A 15,667-nucleotide genomic window follows, 5' to 3' on the forward strand; every position below is an offset into this window, starting at 1 on the left:
GTGGCAGAGGAACTGCGCCGGTCACTCGGCGTCTTCGACGCGGTCGTGATCGGGCTCGGCTCGATGGTCGGGGCCGGGATCTTCGTGGCGCTCGGACCGGCGGCCGGTGCGGCCGGGTCCGGGGCCGGGCTCCTGTGGGCGCTCGGGATCGCCGCCGTCGTCGCGTACGCCAACGCCATGGCCTCGGCCCGCCTCGCCGCCCTCTACCCGGCCTCCGGCGGCACCTACGTGTACGGTCGCGAACGTCTCGGATCATTCTGGGGGTATCTGGCCGGCTGGGCCTTCGTGGTCGGCAAGACCGCCTCGTGCGCGGCGATGGCACTGACCGTCGGAGCGTACCTCTGGCCGGCCCACGCGCACGCGGTGGCAGTCGCCGCCGTGGTGGCCCTGACGGCCGTCGACTACGGGGGAGTTCAGAAGTCCGCGCTCTTCACGCGGGTCGTCGTGGCGGTGGTCCTCGCGGTGCTCGCGGGGGTCGTCACGGTCTCCCTCGGAGCCGGCCGGATGTCCCCCGCCACGCTCGGCGGGGAGGTCGTGGGGGGCTCCGTGCTCCAGGCCGCTGGTTTGCTCTTCTTCGCATTCGCGGGGTACGCGCGGATCGCCACGCTCGGCGAGGAGGTCCGCGATCCGGCCCGCACGATCCCCCGGGCGGTGCCGGTGGCCCTCGGGATCGCGCTCGCCGTCTACGCGGCGGTCGCGGTGAGCGTGCTCGCCGTCCTGGGGCCCGCCGCCCTGGCCGCCTCCCCCGCGCCGCTCGCCGACGCGGCCCGCGCGGCCGACGCGGGATGGCTGGTGCCGCTCGTCACGGCGGGCGCGGTGGTCGCCGCGCTCGGCTCGCTGCTCTCGCTGATCCTCGGGGTCTCCCGGACGACCCTCGCGATGGCGCGGGACGGCTACCTGCCGGGCGGGCTCGCCGTCGTGCACCCCCGCTTCCGGGTGCCGCACCGGGCCACGCTCGCCGTGGGCGCGGTGGTGGCCCTGGTGGCGGCGACGGCGGACGTGCGGGGCGCGATCGGCTTCTCGTCGTTCGGCGTGCTCGTCTACTACGGGATCGCGAACGCCTCCGCCTGGACCCTGGGGGGCCGGAACCGGCCGCTCGCCGCGCTCGGGTTCACCGGCTGCGCGGTGCTCGCCTTCGCGCTGCCGCTCGGCTCGGTCCTCGCGGGGTCCGGGGTCCTGGCGGCGGGGGTCGTGGCGTGGGCGGTCAGTCGAGGACGAGCCGTACCCCCGCGTCCGTGAGCGCGTCCACGAGCTCCTGGAAGGTCGCGGGGCGGCGCCCCCTGTAGGGCAGGACGCCCAGGCAGGCGCGGGCCACCTCGGCGCGGTGCCAGACGACGGTCGCGCCGGACAGCTCCTCGCCGATCGCCCCGGGGGCTCCCGCGCGGAAGCAGCGGCCGGGGCCGAGCACGGTCTCCCCCAGCGCGCAGTGGAAGGAGTCCTCGTCGACGATGTCGGCGCCGTCGAGGTGGTACGTGGCGCCGGGGAGGAGCTCCGGGGCGCCGTACGAGCCGTGGGCCGCGGCCCGGTCCAGCCACTCGCCGCGCGCCGCGCCGGAGAACCGCTTCCAGGTGCCGGGCTCGGTGGGCCTCGACTGCCAGAACAGGTCCCATATCTCGCCGGTCGCGGGCGGCACCAGGCGCGTACGGGGGAAGGACAGGGTGAGGTCGAGGAGGCCGCGGTGGCGGGCGGAGGTGTCCCAGCCGGTGATCCGGCCCGCCTCGCCCTCGTGGTGGTGGTTCCCGATCCGGGTGAGCCCCTGGTAGCGCACCTCCCGGAACTCCTCCGCGCCCGCGGCGAGGGCGTCGCGGAGCTCGCCGCGCGGGGAGCAGCCGACGAAGGTGACGTCGGTGTGGGTCTCCTCCTCGGGTGCGGCGCGCGTGACGCGTATCAGGTTCCCGCAGGGGACCGGGTCGGCGGAGTGGTGGGTGCGGCGCGGTTCGCCGGCCGCCTCGACCGTGACGACGTCGCCGCGCATGCCGAGGATCCGGGTGTCCGCGAGGGTCCACCGGGTGCCGTGGAGGTCCACGACGAGCGTGCCGAAGGGGGCCGTGCCCTCGACGACCGCCTGGGTGACGGCCCGGGACAGCTCGCCGCGCGGTTCGCAGCCGCGGAGCTCGTAGCGGACGCGGGCGGGCCGGGCCGGTTCCGCGAAGAGGCCCGCCACGTCCTTGCACAGGGCCAGGGCGTGGCGGGCGGTGTCGCCGGGGGCGGGCACCAGCACGTAGCGGGGGAACTGCATCAGCGGACCGCGTACGCCTGGTCCGTGGGGACGATCTCCTTGCCGAGGGGGAGCAGGGATACGGGGATCAGCTTGAAGTTCGCGATGCCGAGCGGGATGCCGATGATCGTGATGCAGAGGGCGATGCCGGTGACGATGTGGCCGAGGGCGAGCCACCAGCCGGCGAGGATCAGCCACAGAACGTTGCCGATGCAGGAGGGCGCGCCGGCGTCGCGGCGGTCGACGACCGTGTACCCGAAGGGCCACAGGGCGTAGAGGCCGATGCGGAACGCGGCGAGGCCGAAGGGGATGCCGATGATCGTGATGCAGAGCAGGACGCCCGCGAGCATGTAGCCCAGGAACATCCAGAATCCGCAGAGGATGAGCCAGATGATGTTGAGGATGGTCTTCACGGGCGGTGACCTGCCATCTGTTCGAGTCGGGCGATGCGCTCGGCCATCGGCGGATGGGTGGAGAACATCTTGGACATGCCCTTGCCGGGGCGGAACGGGTTGGCGATCATCATGTGGCTCGCCGTCTCGATCCGGGGCTCGGGCGGCAGCGGCAGCTGCTTGGTGCCCGCGTCGAGCTTCCGCAGGGCGCTGGCCAGGGCGAGTGGGTCGCCGGTGAGCTGGGCTCCGGAGGCGTCCGCCTCGTACTCCCGGGATCGGGAGATGGCGAGCTGGATCACCGAGGCGGCGATCGGGCCGAGGATCATGACCAGGAGCATCCCGAGGAGTCCCGGGCCGTCGTCGTCGTTGGACCTGCCGACGGGGATCAGCCAGGCGAAGTTGACCAGGAACATGATCACGGAGGCGAGCGCTCCGGCGACCGAGGAGATGAGGATGTCCCGGTTGTAGACGTGGCTCAGCTCGTGGCCGATGACGCCGCGCAGCTCGCGCTCGTCGAGGATCGCGAGGATGCCCTCGGTGCAGCAGACGGCGGCGTTGCGCGGGTTGCGGCCGGTCGCGAAGGCGTTGGGCGCCTGGGTCGGCGAGATGTAGAGCCGCGGCATCGGCTGGCGGGCCTGCGTGGAGAGCTCCCGCACCATCCTGTACAGCGCGGGGGCCTCGAACTCGCTGACCGGGCGGGCCCGCATGGCCCGCAGCGCCAGCTTGTCGCTGTTCCAGTACGCGTACGCGTTGGTGCCGAGCGCCACGAAGAGCGCGACGATCAGCCCCGTCCGGCCGAAGAAGCTGCCGATGACGATGATGAGGGCGGAGAGCCCTCCGAGGAGGACGGCGGTCCTCAGCCCGTTGTGCCGGCGGTGCACGGTACGCCCTCCAAGTGGTGCGGCAGGGGAACCCTTTGCTGCGTGGTGGTCCACTCGTCCAGTGGACCCTCCCGTACTGGTCAACGCCAGGCGGGAGGCTCGGGTTCCCCCGGCCGTACCGGGGCGGCCGTGGGCCTGTCCGGCGGATCGGGGCGCCGGACGGGCCCTGGGGCCGTTCGGGTGAGGCGATGCCTAGGGGGTGTCTTGTCGATCACGCCGCGAGCCCGGCATGATCGGCAAGACGCCCCCTAGCGGGCCGCCGGGACCGTCAACTTCTCGAGCTCGGCCGCGATGGGCTCGACCTCGCTGGTGCAGTGGGCGCAGCGGGAGGCGATGGCCGGGATCTCGGTGAAGCAGCGGGGGCAGTCGCGCTTCTCGGACTTGGGGTCGGCCGCCTCCTCCTTCGCGAACCTCTCCTGGACCTTCGCCAGCGGGGCGACGATCAGGAAGTAGAGGACCGCGGCGGTGATGACGAACGCTATGGCGGCGGAGATGGCGAGGCCGTAGGGGAAGACGGTCTTGCCGACGCTGAACTTGGCCTCGCTGAAGTCACCGACGGAGCCGGTCGCGAGACCGATGAGCGGGGTGATGAAGGCCTTGCTGAAGCCGGTGACGACGGCGGTGAACGCGGTTCCGACGGCCAGACCGATGGCCATCGAGATGACGTTCCCGCGAAGTATGAAGTCCTTGAATCCGTTCAGCACGGGGTGTTGCTCCTCGGTGTTTCTTTGTGGGGGGCGCTATGGGGGTCAGAACAGCGTCGTCGACGCGAAGCGGAGGGCGAACTGCGGGTAGCCCGACAGCACGGCTCCGGCGGCGGCGGTCAGCACGATCGCCACGGTGACCGGCACGGAGGCCTTGTGGGGTACGGGGGCCCCCGCCGGCGCGCGGAAGAGCAGCGCCGTCCAGCGCAGGTAGTAGTACAGCGCGATCACGACGTTGACGCCCATCACCACGGCCAGCCAGCCGAGGCCCGCGTCGACGGCCGCCGAAAAGACGGTCACCTTGGCGAAGAGGCCGATGATACCCGGGGGCAAACCGGCCAGATTCAGGAGGAAGAACCCGAGCGCGAGGGCGGCGGCCGGGCTGGCCGCGTACAGGCCCCGGTAGTCGGAGATGCGGTTCCCGGGGCGGGTCCGGGCGACGAGGGCGACGACCGCGAAGGCGCCGAGGTTCACGACGGCGTACATGAGGGCGTACGCGACGGTGGCGCCGACCTGGTCGTCGCTGGAGTACGCGGCGGCGGCGATCGGCACCAGGAGGTAGCCGGCCTGGGCGACGGAGGACCAGGCGAGCAGCCGGACCGCGCTCCACGCGCGCGTGGACACCTGGCGGAGGGCCGCGACGTTGCCGGCGGTCATGGTGAGCGCGGCGAGGGCGGCGAGCGCCGGGCCCCAGACGTCCGCGTACGAGGGGAAGGCGACGACCGTCACGAGGATGAGCCCGGTGAAGCCGACGGCCTTGCCGACCACGGAGAGGTAGGCGGCGACGGGCAGCGGGGCGCCCACGTACGTGTCGGGGACCCAGAAGTGGAAGGGGACTGCGGCCGTCTTGAAGGCGAAGCCGACGAGGGTGAGGGCCACGCCCGCCTCGGCGAGCGTCTCCAGCTGTCCGGGGACCTCGTCGAGGCGCTGGGCGATCTCCGTGAGGTGGAGGGTGCCGGTCGCCGCGTACACGAAGCTGACGCCGAGCAGGGTGACGGCGGTCGCGGTGACGGAGGAGAGGAAGAACTTGAGGGCGGCCTCGCCGGACATGCGGTCGCCGCGCTTGAGGCCGACGAGCGCGAAAGCGGGCAGCGAGGCCACTTCGAGGGCGACGACGAGGGTCGCGAGGTCACGGGAGGCGGGCAGCAGGGCCGCGCCGGCGGCCGAGGAGAGCAGCAGGAACCAGAACTCGCCGGCGGGCAGCTTCTCGCGGGTCGCGTCCAGGGAGAGGATCGCGGTGAGCAGCGCGCCGCCGAGGACGAGCAGCTGGATGACGAGGGTGAAGTGGTCGGCGGTGTAGCTGCACGCGGCCGCGTGCCCCTGGGCCTGGGCCTCGGCGGTGAGGCAGAAGGTGGAGCGGTCGCCGGCCCGCAGCGGGACGAGGAGCGCGAGGGCGGCGACGAGGCCGCCGATCGCGGTCCAGCCGAGGAGCCGCTTGCGCTCCGGGGGGACGAAGAGGTCGGCGACGAGGACGACGAGGGCGACCACGGCCGTGAGGGTCGGGGGCGCGATCGTGAGCCAGTCGACGGACTGGACGAGCGACGACGTCACTGGGTGCCTCCGGCGAGGAGCTTCTGGACGGCCGGGTCGGTGAGGCCGAGGAGGACGGCGGGCCAGAGTCCGGCGAGGACGGTGAGGGCGACGAGCGGGGTCCAGGCGGCGAACTCGTACCCCTGGACGTCGGCGATCGCCGTCTCCCCCGCGGGCCGGGGGCCGCCCATGCAGACGCGGCGGACGACGAGGAGGAGATAGGCGGCGGTGAGGAGGGTGCCGAACGCGCCGATCGCCATGAAGGTGAGGAACGCGGGGCGGCTGAGGCCCTCGGCCGGCTCGAAGGCACCGAAGAGGGCCAGCATCTCGCCCCAGAAGCCGGCCAGGCCGGGGAGGCCGAGGGAGGCGACGGCGGCGAAGGCGAGGAGCGCGCCGAGGCGCGGGGCGCGGCCGTAGAGGGCGGCCCCGGTGGCGCCGGCGAGGGTGTCGAGGTCGGCGGTGCCGTACCGGTCCTTGAGGGCGCCGACCAGGAAGAAGAGCAGGCCGGTGACGAGGCCGTGGGCGATGTTGGCGAAGAGCGCGCCGTTGACCCCGGTGGGGGTCATGGTGGCGATGCCGAGGAGGACGAAGCCCATGTGGCCGACGGAGGAGTACGCGATGAGGCGCTTCAGGTCGCCCTTGGCACCGGGGCGCACGAGGGCGAGGCAGGCGAGCGATCCGTAGATGATCCCGGCGACGGCGAAGGCGGCGAGGTAGGGCGCGAAGGTCCGCATGCCGTCGGGGGCGATCGGCAGGAGGATCCGGACGAAGCCGTACGTGCCCATCTTCAGCAGGACGCCGGCGAGGAGGACGGAGCCGACGGTCGGGGCGGCGGTGTGGGCGTCCGGGAGCCAGCTGTGCAGCGGCCACATCGGGGTCTTCACCGCGAGCCCGAGACCGATCGCGAGAACGGCGGTGACCTGCACGGACGTGGTCAGTTCCCGGCCGTTGTCAGTGGCCAGTGCCACCATGTCGAACGTGCCCGCCTGTACGCCGATGAGGAGCAGGCCGAGCAGCATGACGACGGAGCCGAGCAGCGTGTAGAGGATGAACTTCCAGGCGGCGGCCTGCCTGCCCTCGCCGCCCCAGCGGGCGATGAGGAAGTACATCGGGATGAGGACCATCTCGAAGGCCAGGAAGAACAGGACGAGGTCGAGGACGGCGAAGGTCGCCAGGGTGCCGGACTCGAGGACGAGCAGCAGGGCGACGAAGGCCTTCGGGGACGGGCCCGACGGCATCTTGAAGTAGCTGTACAGCGCGCAGAGGAAGGTCAGCAGCGCGGTCAGGACCAGAAGGGGGAGGGAAATGCCGTCGATGCCGAGGTGGATCCGCACGTCGAGCGCGGGGATCCACGTGATGTCCGTCGTGGCCTGCATCCTCGACGGCTGGTCGTGGTCGAAGCCGAGCGCGAGGACGATCGCGGCCAGCAGGATCACGCCGGTGACGGTGACGCCGTGGCGGAGCACGGCCTGGTCCGGCGACTTCCCCTTCAGCCCCGGCGGGGCGGGGAGGAAAGCGGCGGCCGCGCCGATGAGCGGGCCGACGACGGTCAACACGAGAAGGAACTGCATCACGGATTCGCTGATATCGATCACGGCTCACGCTCCGGCGACGGCGTTGGCGAGGGCGACTGCGGCGATCACCAGGACGACGGAGCCGGCGAGCAGGGCGCTCAGATAGGTCTGGATGTTGCCGGTCTGGGCGCGGCGGACGAGCCAGCCGAGGCCCTGGGCGGAGTTGCCCGCGGCGCGGACGTACGTGTCGACGACCTCGCGGTCCAGGAAGCGGACCAGGGAGGCGGCGGCGAGGACGGGGCGGACGAAGGCGGCCCGGTAGACGGCGTCCAGGTGGAAGCCGTCGGCGGCGGGGGCGTGCAGCGGGCCCAGGAGGGCGCGGCCGGGGTCGGCCGGGTCCTCGGCGGGGTGCGGCAGGTGCAGCGCCTCGGCCTCGACCAGACCGGCGTCGGCGTCGGGGTGGGCCACGTGCGGGACGGGGGGCTGTACGGTCCCGGTCCTCGCGGCGAGGGTGCGCCAGACCGCGTAGGTGATCACGGCTCCGGCGGCGGCGAGGCCCGTGCCCAGGACGGCCGTGGTGACGGTCGGGGTGAGGGCGTGCCCGTCGAACCAGTCGTCGACGTACGTGACGGTCAGGCCGAAGCCCAGGGAGGGGATCGCGAGCACCCACAGGACGGTCGTCATGGCGATCGGCTGGCGGCCGTGGTCGGGGGCCTCGGCGCCCCGGCCGCGGAAGGTCCGCAGCCACAGGCGGAGCGCGTAGGCCGCGGTGAGGAGGGCGGTGAGCAGCCCGGCGACGAGGACGGTCCAGCCGGCCCCGGCGGGGGCGCCGGGGCCCTCCCCGAGCGCGGTGTGCTCGGCGGCCACGAGGACGGCTTCCTTGGAGAAGAAGCCGGCGAAGGGCGGGATCGCGGCGAGCGCGAGCAGGGCGACGGTCATCGTCCAGTACGCGTCGGGGACGCGCTTCGCGAGGCCGCTCATCCGGGACATGGCGGTGAGCGAGTTCGTGCCGGCGGCGTGGATGACCGTGCCGGCGGCGAGGAAGAGCAGCGCCTTGAAGGCGGCGTGCGACAGGAGGTGGAAGACGGCGGCCCCGCGGTCGCCGACGGCGAGGGCGCCGGCCATGTAGCCGAGCTGACCGATCGTCGAGTAGGCGAGGACCCGCTTGATGTCGTCCTGGGCGAGCGCGGCGAGCGCCGAGCCGACCATCGTGATCGCGGCCATCACGGCGAGCACGGTCATCGCGGCGGCGGATTCGGCGAAGACGGGCAGCAGCCGGGCCGTGAAGTAGATGCCGGCGGCGACCATCGTCGCCGCGTGGATGAGCGCGGAGACGGGGGTGGGGCCGGCCATCGCGTCCGGGAGCCAGGTGTGCAGCGGGAACTGCGCGGACTTGCCCGCCACGCCCGCGAGCAGCAGCAGCGCGATCAGGGTGGGGTGGTCGATGCCGCCCTTCTCGACGGTGTCGAGGACGCCGGTGATCCGGAAGGTGCCGGCGTCGGTGGCGAGCGCGAAGAGACCGATGAGGAAGGGGACGTCACCGAGCTTGGTGACGAGGAAGGCCTTGAGGGAGGCGGCCCGCGCCTCGGGTGTCTCCCAGTAGTGGCCGACGAGGAAGTACGAGCAGATGCCCATGATCTCCCAGCCGACCAGGAGCACCATCAGGTCGCCGGAGTAGACGACGAGCAGCATCGCGGAGGTGAAGAGGGAGACGAGCGCGGCGTACGACGGGTAGCGGGGGTCGTCGCGGAGGTAGCCCGTCGAGTAGATCTGCACGCAGGTGGCGATGACGCCGACGAGGACGGCGACCAGGGCGGCGAAGCCGTCGATGTACAGGCTCAGATCGATGGGGATGGAGCCCGTCGGCGTGAGCTGGGTGGAGGCGTCGATCACCTCGTCGCCGCCCTGGCGGATGGCGACGAGGACGGCGAGGACGGCCGCGGCGAGCGTCGGGAGCACGGCGAGCGGCCGGACGAAGCCGGGCGCGGTGCGGCCCAGGAGGAGTCCGGCGACGGAGCCGAGGAAGGGGAGGAGGGGGACGAGGACGGCGAGGGTCGTGGTGGTCACGCGGTGGCCTCGGCCTTCTCGCCGTGGGGCGTGTCGTCTGCGGGTGCGTCGCCGTCGGGTGCGTCGCCGTCGGGTGTGTCGCCGTCGGGTGTGTCGCCCGGGGACTCCGGCCGCTCCGCCGTGTCGCGGAGGCGGTCGACGTCCGCGGTGCCGCGGTTGCGGTGGACCATCAGGACGATCGCGAGACCGATGCCGATCTCCGCGGCGGCGACGGCGATGGTGAAGAGGGTGAGGGCCTGCCCGGCGTGCAGGGTGTCGCGGAGCCAGACGTCGAAGGCGACCAGGTTGAGGTTGACGGCGTTGAGCATCAGCTCGACGGACATCAGGACCAGGATCGCGTTGCGGCGGGCGAGGACGCCGTACACGCCGACGCAGAAGAGGAGGGCGGCGAGGACCGCGGGATAGGCGAGGTGCATCAGCGCTCCTGCTCCTTCTTGCGGGAGAGGACGATCGCGCCGACCAGCGCGGCCAGGAGGAGCACCGAGAGGGCCTCGAAGGGCAGCACCCAGTGCTTGAAGAGGGTGGCGCCGGTGACCTCGGTCGAGCCCTGGACGGCCCCGTCGAGGTCGATCCAGGTCGTGCGGAACGCGTCGACGACGACCCAGACGAGCGCGACGGCGGCGGCGAGCGCGACGCCGAGGGCGACCGGGCGGTTGCCGGAGTCGGCGTCCGGGGAGCGGCCGATGGGGGCCTTGGTGAGCATGAGGCCGAAGAGGAGGAGGACGACGACCGAGCCGACGTAGATCAGCACCTGCACCCAGGCGATGAACTCGGCGGTCAGGAGCAGGTACTCGACGGCGAGCCCGCCGAGCGCCACGACCAGCCAGAGCGCGGCGTGGACGAGCTGGCGCGTGGTGACGGTGACGACGGCCGCGCCGAGGGTGACGAGGCCGACGAGGAGGAAGGCGATCTCGACGCCGGAGGGCGAGAGGAAGCCGTGGGCCTCCGCGGCCGCTTGTGCTGCCGGGATCACTGCTGCTCCTCCTGGGCCTGGGCCTCCGCGGCGGCCGCCGCGGCCTCCGCCGCCGCCTTCTCGGCCGCCTTCTCCGCCGCCTTGCGGGCCGCGGCGATCTCCTTCGGTTCCTCCGCCTTCGCGTCGAGCGCGGGCGGCTCCGGGACCGTCCACATCCACTCGCGGAGCTTGTCGCGCTCGTGGGTCAGCTCGTGGATGTCGGTCTCCGCGTACTCGAACTCCGGCGACCAGAAGAGGGCGTCGAAAGGACACACCTCGATGCAGATGCCGCAGTACATGCAGAGGGAGAAGTCGATGGCGAAGCGGTCGAGGACGTTCCGGCTGCGCTCGCGGCCGCCGGGGGCGGCGGCCGGCACCGTCTCCTTGTGGGAGTCGATGTAGATGCACCAGTCGGGGCACTCGCGGGCGCACAGCATGCAGACCGTGCAGTTCTCCTCGAACAGTCCGATGACCCCGCGGCTGCGGGGCGGCAGCTCGGGCTGGACGTCCGGGTACTGCGCGGTGACGGTCTTCTTCGTCATCGTGCGGAGCGTGACGGCGAGGCCCTTGGCGAGGCCGGATCCGGGGATGGGCATTACTGGATCGCCACCTTCACGATGCCGGTGAGCGCGATCTGCGCGAGGGCGAGCGGGACGAGCGTCGTCCAGGCGAGCTTCTGGAGCTGGTCCTCGCGCAGGCGCGGGTAGGTGACCCGCAGCCAGATCACGACGAACGCGAGGACGGCGGCCTTGAGGAGGGTCCAGACCCAGCCGAGGCCGTCACCGCCGAAGGGGCCGTGCCAGCCGCCGAGGAAGAGGACGGTGGTGAGACCGCAGAGGACGACGATGCCCGCGTACTCGGCGAGCAGGAAGAGCGCGAAGCGGAGGCCGGTGTACTCGGTGTACGCGCCGAAGATGATCTCCGAGTCGGCGACCGGCATGTCGAACGGGGGCCGCTGGAGCTCGGCGAGACCGGCCACGAAGAAGACGATCGCGCCGACGATCTGCCAGGGCAGCCACCACCACTCGAAGGCGTTCAGGATGCCGGGGAGGGAGACGGTGCCGGCGGCCATCGCGACGGAGGCGGCGGCGAGCAGCATCGGGAGCTCGTAGGCGAGCAGCTGGGCGGCGGTACGGAGGCCGCCGAGCAGGGAGAACTTGTTGGCGGACGCCCAGCCGGCCATGAGGCTGCCGAGCACGCCGACGCCCATCACGGCCAGCACGAAGAAGATGCCCGCGTCGACGACCTGGCCGACGGCCCCCTCGCTCGGCCCGATCGGGATCGCGACGAGCACGAGGAGGTACGGGAGGAGGGCGACGGCCGGCGCGAGCTGGAAGATCCGGCGGTCGGCGTCCTTCGGGACGACGTCCTCCTTCTGCGCGAACTTCACGCCGTCGGCGACGAGCTGGGCCCAGCCGTGGAAGCCACCGGCGTACATGGGGCCGAGGCGGCCCTGCATGTGGGCCATCACCTTGTGCTCGGTCTGCCCGACGACGAGGGGCAGCACGAGGAACACGGCGAAGACGATGAGAAGCCGGACGGCGACGTCGAGTGCGTCGTTCACGCGGGGTCGCCTCCGGCGGGGTTGGTGGGGTCGGTGGGGTCGGGCTCGGCGGGTGGTTCCTGGCCGGAGGACGGGGGGCCTTCGGGGGCGGGGGCCTCGGGCTCGGCGGGGGTGGTCGGGGCGGCCGGGGCGTCGGGCTCGGCCGGGGCGTCGGGCTCGGCCGGAGGGCCAGCCTCGGCCGGCTCCGCCGCCGGGGTGGCCGGTGTGGCCGCCTCGGTCGGGGGCTCGGGCGGAGTCGTCGGCTCCGGTGTCGTCGGGGTTTCCGGCTTCTGGGGGGTCTCGTCGAAGGCCGGGCGGGCGTGGTGCCACGGGGCGTCCGAGCTGCGGGTGCGCGGGGTGGCCGCCGCCGGGCCGTCCGTCGCCGCGCCCGGCTCCGGGGCCGTCTGGCTCGCCGAGCCGTCGGCCGTCGTGCGCGAGCGGCGCGGCGGGCGGGCCGTGGGGGCGGCCGGGGTTCCGGGCTCCGCGCCCGGCTCCGGGGTCGCCTGGCTCGCCGAGCCGTCGGCCGACGAGCGGGAGCGGCGCGCCGTGGGGGCTGCCGGGGTCTGGTCCTCCGCCGGAGAGGCCGCGTCCGGGGTCGCCTGGCTCGCGGAGCCTTCCGTCACCGAGCGGGAGCGACGTACCGGAGCACCTGCCTCCGGGGTCGCCTGGCTCGCCGAACCCTCCGTCACCGAGCGGGAGCGGCGTACGGGTGCGCCTGCCTCCGGGGTCGGCTGGGTCGTGGAGCCCTCCGTCACCGAGCGGGTGCGGCGGGCCGGGCGGTCGCCTGCGGTCGCGCGGGCCGGGCGGGCCGGGGCCGGGGGGAGCTGGCCCTTCATGGGGCCCCATTCGTTGGGGTCCGGCACACCCGGCGGGAGCATCTGGCGGCGCTTCGGGCCTCCGCCGTCGTGGGACTCGCCCGGCTCCTTCGCTCCCGGCCACGCCTTCGCGACCCGGGCCGCGAGCACGAAGTCCTTGCGGAGGGGGTGGCCCTCGAAGTTCTCGGGGAGGAGGAGAGGGACGAGGTGGGGATGCCCCGTGAAGTCCACGCCGAACATCTCGTGGGTCTCGCGCTCGTGCCAGCCCGCGCCCGCGTACACCCCGATCGCCGTCGGAAGGGCCGGGGCCTCGTGCGGGACCGTCGTACGGACGAGGAGGCGGCGCGGGGCGTGGCCGGCCGAGAGGGCCGCCACGTGCGCGCAGACCCGGAAGCCCGTGCCCGGCTCGTCGACCGCGCTCAGCCAGTCGAAGTAGGTGCAGCCCAGCTCGTCGCGGGCGGTGGTGAGGGCCTCGATCCAGGAGGCCGGCGGGACGTCGACCGTCAGCAGGTCGTAGGCCTGCTCCGCCGTCGCCTCCTCGCCGAAGACCTCCGTGACGGCGTCCGGGAGGGAGTCGTAGAGGGCGGGGGCGTTCCCGGCGCTCATGCCGTGCCTCCCGGCGGGGGCGTCAGCGGGCTCGTCAGCTCGGAGACGGACGGGGTCGTCGCGTACCGCTCCGCGAGGCTCTCGCGCGCGATCTTCTCCTGGAGCTTGAGGATGCCCTGGAGGAGCGCCTCGGGACGCGGCGGGCAGCCCGGCACGTACACGTCGACGGGGATGATCTGGTCGACGCCCTTGGTGACCGAGTACGAGTCCCAGTACGGGCCGCCGCAGTTGGAGCAGGCGCCGAAGGAGATCACGTACTTCGGTTCGGGCATCTGCTCGTACAGGCGCTTCACGGCCGGCGCCATCTTGTCCGTCACCGTGCCCGAGACGATCATCAGGTCCGCCTGGCGCGGCCCCGGCGCGAAGGGGATCACGCCGAGCCGGATGAAGTCGTGCCGGGCCATCGACGCGGCGATGAACTCGATCGCGCAGCAGGCGAGGCCGAAGTTGAAGACCCACAGGCTGTAGCGGCGGCCCCAGTTCAGGACCACCTTCATCGGCTCGGGAGCGAGGCGGGCGAGCGGCCCCAGCTTCGGAGCGGGCAGGGGTGTTACGTCCATGACAGGACGCCCTTCTTGTACGCGTAGAGCAGCCCCACGGCCAGGAAGCCGAGGAAGACGAACATCTCGACCAGGGTCGTGGCGCCGTAGCCGGGCGCGGCGAAGACCGTCGCCCAGGGGAAGAGGAAGATCGAGTCGACGGCGAAGATGACGTAGAGGAAGGCGTACACGTAGTAGCGGACCTGGGTGTGCGCCCAGCCCTCCCCCACGGGGTCGACACCGCACTCGTAGGTGAGGAGTTTCTCGGGTGTCGGCACGACGGGCCTGAGCAGTCGCCCGGCGCCGAACGCCACGGCGACGAAGAGCACGCCGACGACGGCGATCAGCCCGACGACGGAGTACGTCTGGAAGTAGTCCGCCGCGTCGGCCGCGACAACGGTCGGTTCCGGCACGTCCGCCCCTCGGTCTCGGTGTCTCATGGGTCACTTCTGTTCTGTACGGACGCGAGTCTAGGCCCTGCTAAAGGGACCGTAAGCAGTCCCCGGGTAGTCCTCCGACAGTCCCCAGGTCGTCCCCGGTGGGGATATCCCTACTGCCTCTCACCCACCTCCCCCATGGCGTCGCGCGCTTCGCGACCGGCAGGCTGGGGACCATGAGCGCCGATCTTGAATCCCCCGCTTCCGCCGATGCCCCGCGTCCGCCCGTGCGGTCCGCCTACGGGAAGGAGACCTGGAAGGAGATCTCCTTCCTCCTCTCCAATCTCTTCACGGCCCTCGCCGGGTTCGTCTACGCGGTCGTGACCGTCGTCCTCGGCGTGGGCCTCTCCGTCACGGTGATCGGGCTGCCGCTGCTCGCCCTCGGGCTCGGCGGCGCGCGCTGGATCGGCCGCTCGGAGCGGGCGCGGGCCCGCGCGCTGCTCGGGGTACGGGTCGCGGAGCCCTCCCGGATGCCGCCGAGCCGCGGCTTCTTCGCCTGGCTGTGGTCCTCGCTGAAGGACCCGGTCGCCTGGCGGACCCAGCTGTACGGGCTGATCCGGCTGCCCTGGGGCATCGTGACGTTCACCGTCACCCTCGTCTCGCTGCTGGTCCTCTGGCCCGTCCTGCCCTTCCTCTCGCGCGGCCTCTCCAACGCCGACCGGGGCATGGTCCGCGGGCTGCTCTCGCCCTCCGACGAGCTGGAGCGGCGGATCGCCGAACTGGAGTCGGACCGGGGCGTGGTCGTGGACACCGCCGCCGCGGACCTGCGGCGCATCGAGCGCGATCTGCACGACGGCGCGCAGGCCCGGCTCGTCGCCCTCGCGATGGGGCTCGGGCTCGCGAAGGAGAAGCTCCTGGAGGACCCGGAGGGGGCCGCGGCGATGGTCGACGAGGCCCACGGCGAGGTGAAGCTCGCGCTCCAGGAGCTGCGGGACCTGGCCCGGGGCATCCATCCGGCCGTCCTCACGGACCGCGGGCTCAGCGCCGCGCTCTCCTCGGTGTCCGCGCGCTGCACGGTGCCGGTGAAGGTGTCGGTGGATCTGGCGGAGCGGCCGGCCGAGGCGATCGAGGGCATCGCGTACTTCACGGTCTCGGAGCTCCTGCAGAACGTCTCCAAGCACGCGCGGGCGCGGTCCGCGTCCGTGGAGGTGTGGCGGTCCGAGGACCGGCTGATGCTCCAGGTCCGCGACGACGGCGCCGGCGGGGCGCGGCTCGACGGCGGGACGGGGCTCGCGGGTCTCACGGAGCGGCTCGGTGCGGTGGACGGTCTCCTCGTCGTCGACTCCCCGGTGGGCGGTCCGACGACGGTCACGGCGGAGCTGCCGTGGCGCTCCCGCCCCGTCGCATGAGCACCGCCGCATGAGCACCGCCGCGTGATCGCCGGGTAGGGAAAACCCCCGGCCGGAGACGCCCACTCCCCTCATGGTCCGGGGCGCGGCGAAACGGAACCCTGGAACACGTAACGCCCC

Annotated in this window: 16 protein-coding genes; 2 read left to right on the forward strand and 14 right to left on the reverse strand. The window is 72.8% G+C overall.

The window, feature by feature from the left end:
• A complete protein-coding gene (locus ASC82_RS23245) occupies window positions 1-1,239 on the forward strand; it encodes an amino acid permease (RefSeq protein WP_056651344.1) in 1,239 nt (412 codons plus the stop codon).
• Here the strand turns inward: ASC82_RS23245 and ASC82_RS23250 are convergent.
• From ASC82_RS23250 to ASC82_RS23315, 14 genes are all read right to left on the reverse strand, one after another.
• Window positions 1,205-2,239 (reverse strand): hypothetical protein, encoded by a 1,035-nt coding sequence (locus ASC82_RS23250; protein ID WP_056651347.1) that lies wholly within the window; start codon window positions 2,237-2,239, stop codon window positions 1,205-1,207. The two genes, ASC82_RS23245 and ASC82_RS23250, sit on opposite strands and share 35 nt — an antisense overlap.
• Complete coding sequence (locus tag ASC82_RS23255) at window positions 2,239-2,631, reverse strand: YccF domain-containing protein (protein WP_056651349.1); 393 nt, start codon at window positions 2,629-2,631, stop codon at window positions 2,239-2,241. Before ASC82_RS23255 ends, ASC82_RS23250 begins: the two co-directional genes overlap by 1 nt.
• A complete protein-coding gene (htpX, locus tag ASC82_RS23260) occupies window positions 2,628-3,491 on the reverse strand; it encodes a zinc metalloprotease HtpX (RefSeq protein WP_056651351.1) in 864 nt (287 codons plus the stop codon). The genes ASC82_RS23255 and htpX overlap by 4 nt, the downstream gene beginning before the upstream one ends.
• Before the next feature lie 248 nt (window positions 3,492-3,739).
• A complete protein-coding gene (mscL, locus tag ASC82_RS23265) occupies window positions 3,740-4,195 on the reverse strand; it encodes a large conductance mechanosensitive channel protein MscL (RefSeq protein WP_056651354.1) in 456 nt (151 codons plus the stop codon).
• A 45-nt stretch (window positions 4,196-4,240) separates the two neighbouring features.
• Window positions 4,241-5,746: an NADH-quinone oxidoreductase subunit N gene (locus ASC82_RS23270; protein WP_056651357.1), complete on the reverse strand. Its 1,506-nt coding sequence runs from the start codon at window positions 5,744-5,746 to the stop codon at window positions 4,241-4,243.
• Window positions 5,743-7,296 carry an NADH-quinone oxidoreductase subunit M gene (locus ASC82_RS23275; RefSeq protein ID WP_079039463.1) on the reverse strand — a complete coding sequence of 518 codons (1,554 nt, stop codon included), beginning with the start codon at window positions 7,294-7,296 and terminating at the stop codon, window positions 5,743-5,745. Before ASC82_RS23275 ends, ASC82_RS23270 begins: the two co-directional genes overlap by 4 nt.
• A gap of 27 nt (window positions 7,297-7,323) precedes the next feature.
• Window positions 7,324-9,306: an NADH-quinone oxidoreductase subunit L gene (locus ASC82_RS23280; protein WP_056651363.1), complete on the reverse strand. Its 1,983-nt coding sequence runs from the start codon at window positions 9,304-9,306 to the stop codon at window positions 7,324-7,326.
• Window positions 9,303-9,722 carry an NADH-quinone oxidoreductase subunit NuoK gene (gene nuoK, locus ASC82_RS23285; protein ID WP_056651366.1) on the reverse strand — a complete coding sequence of 140 codons (420 nt, stop codon included), beginning with the start codon at window positions 9,720-9,722 and terminating at the stop codon, window positions 9,303-9,305. The genes ASC82_RS23280 and nuoK overlap by 4 nt, the downstream gene beginning before the upstream one ends.
• Window positions 9,722-10,279: an NADH-quinone oxidoreductase subunit J gene (locus tag ASC82_RS23290; RefSeq protein WP_024758872.1), complete on the reverse strand. Its 558-nt coding sequence runs from the start codon at window positions 10,277-10,279 to the stop codon at window positions 9,722-9,724. Before ASC82_RS23290 ends, nuoK begins: the two co-directional genes overlap by 1 nt.
• Window positions 10,276-10,854: an NADH-quinone oxidoreductase subunit I gene (locus ASC82_RS23295; RefSeq protein WP_056651368.1), complete on the reverse strand. Its 579-nt coding sequence runs from the start codon at window positions 10,852-10,854 to the stop codon at window positions 10,276-10,278. The genes ASC82_RS23290 and ASC82_RS23295 overlap by 4 nt, the downstream gene beginning before the upstream one ends.
• Complete coding sequence (locus tag ASC82_RS23300; RefSeq protein WP_056651371.1) at window positions 10,854-11,822, reverse strand: complex I subunit 1 family protein; 969 nt, start codon at window positions 11,820-11,822, stop codon at window positions 10,854-10,856. Before ASC82_RS23300 ends, ASC82_RS23295 begins: the two co-directional genes overlap by 1 nt.
• Window positions 11,819-13,222, reverse strand: coding sequence for an NADH-quinone oxidoreductase subunit C (locus tag ASC82_RS23305; protein ID WP_056651374.1), 1,404 nt, complete (start codon window positions 13,220-13,222; stop codon window positions 11,819-11,821). Before ASC82_RS23305 ends, ASC82_RS23300 begins: the two co-directional genes overlap by 4 nt.
• The gene (locus ASC82_RS23310; protein ID WP_056651376.1) at window positions 13,219-13,782 is read right to left on the reverse strand and encodes an NADH-quinone oxidoreductase subunit B; all 564 of its coding nucleotides are present in this window, start codon (window positions 13,780-13,782) and stop codon (window positions 13,219-13,221) included. The genes ASC82_RS23305 and ASC82_RS23310 overlap by 4 nt, the downstream gene beginning before the upstream one ends.
• Entirely contained in the window at window positions 13,773-14,201 is a 429-nt protein-coding gene (locus tag ASC82_RS23315) for an NADH-quinone oxidoreductase subunit A (RefSeq protein ID WP_056651378.1), read from the reverse strand. Before ASC82_RS23315 ends, ASC82_RS23310 begins: the two co-directional genes overlap by 10 nt.
• A 173-nt stretch (window positions 14,202-14,374) precedes the next feature.
• Here ASC82_RS23315 and ASC82_RS23320 point away from each other — a divergent pair, with 173 nt between their 5' ends.
• On the forward strand, window positions 14,375-15,547 hold the full coding sequence (locus ASC82_RS23320) for a sensor histidine kinase (RefSeq protein ID WP_056651381.1): 1,173 nt from the start codon (window positions 14,375-14,377) through the stop codon (window positions 15,545-15,547).
• Window positions 15,548-15,667 lie beyond the last annotated feature (120 nt).

Source organism: Streptomyces sp. Root431 (assembly GCF_001426585.1).
Lineage (GTDB): Bacteria > Actinomycetota > Actinomycetes > Streptomycetales > Streptomycetaceae > Streptomyces > Streptomyces stackebrandtii.

What these genes read in the sequence shown, in the direction of transcription:
- ASC82_RS23250 (WP_056651347.1), bottom strand. Translation starts at nt 2,239, where the DNA reads ATGCAGTTCCCCCGCTACGTGCTGGTGCCCGCCCCCGGCGACACCGCC.
- ASC82_RS23275 (WP_079039463.1), bottom strand. Translation starts at nt 7,296, where the DNA reads ATGCAGTTCCTTCTCGTGTTGACCGTCGTCGGCCCGCTCATCGGCGCG.
- nuoK (WP_056651366.1), bottom strand. Translation starts at nt 9,722, where the DNA reads ATGCACCTCGCCTATCCCGCGGTCCTCGCCGCCCTCCTCTTCTGCGTC.
- ASC82_RS23295 (WP_056651368.1), bottom strand. Translation starts at nt 10,854, where the DNA reads ATGCCCATCCCCGGATCCGGCCTCGCCAAGGGCCTCGCCGTCACGCTC.
- ASC82_RS23305 (WP_056651374.1), bottom strand. Translation starts at nt 13,222, where the DNA reads ATGAGCGCCGGGAACGCCCCCGCCCTCTACGACTCCCTCCCGGACGCC.
- ASC82_RS23310 (WP_056651376.1), bottom strand. Translation starts at nt 13,782, where the DNA reads ATGGACGTAACACCCCTGCCCGCTCCGAAGCTGGGGCCGCTCGCCCGC.
- ASC82_RS23315 (WP_056651378.1), bottom strand. Translation starts at nt 14,201, where the DNA reads ATGAGACACCGAGACCGAGGGGCGGACGTGCCGGAACCGACCGTTGTC.
- ASC82_RS23320 (WP_056651381.1), top strand. Translation starts at nt 14,375, where the DNA reads ATGAGCGCCGATCTTGAATCCCCCGCTTCCGCCGATGCCCCGCGTCCG.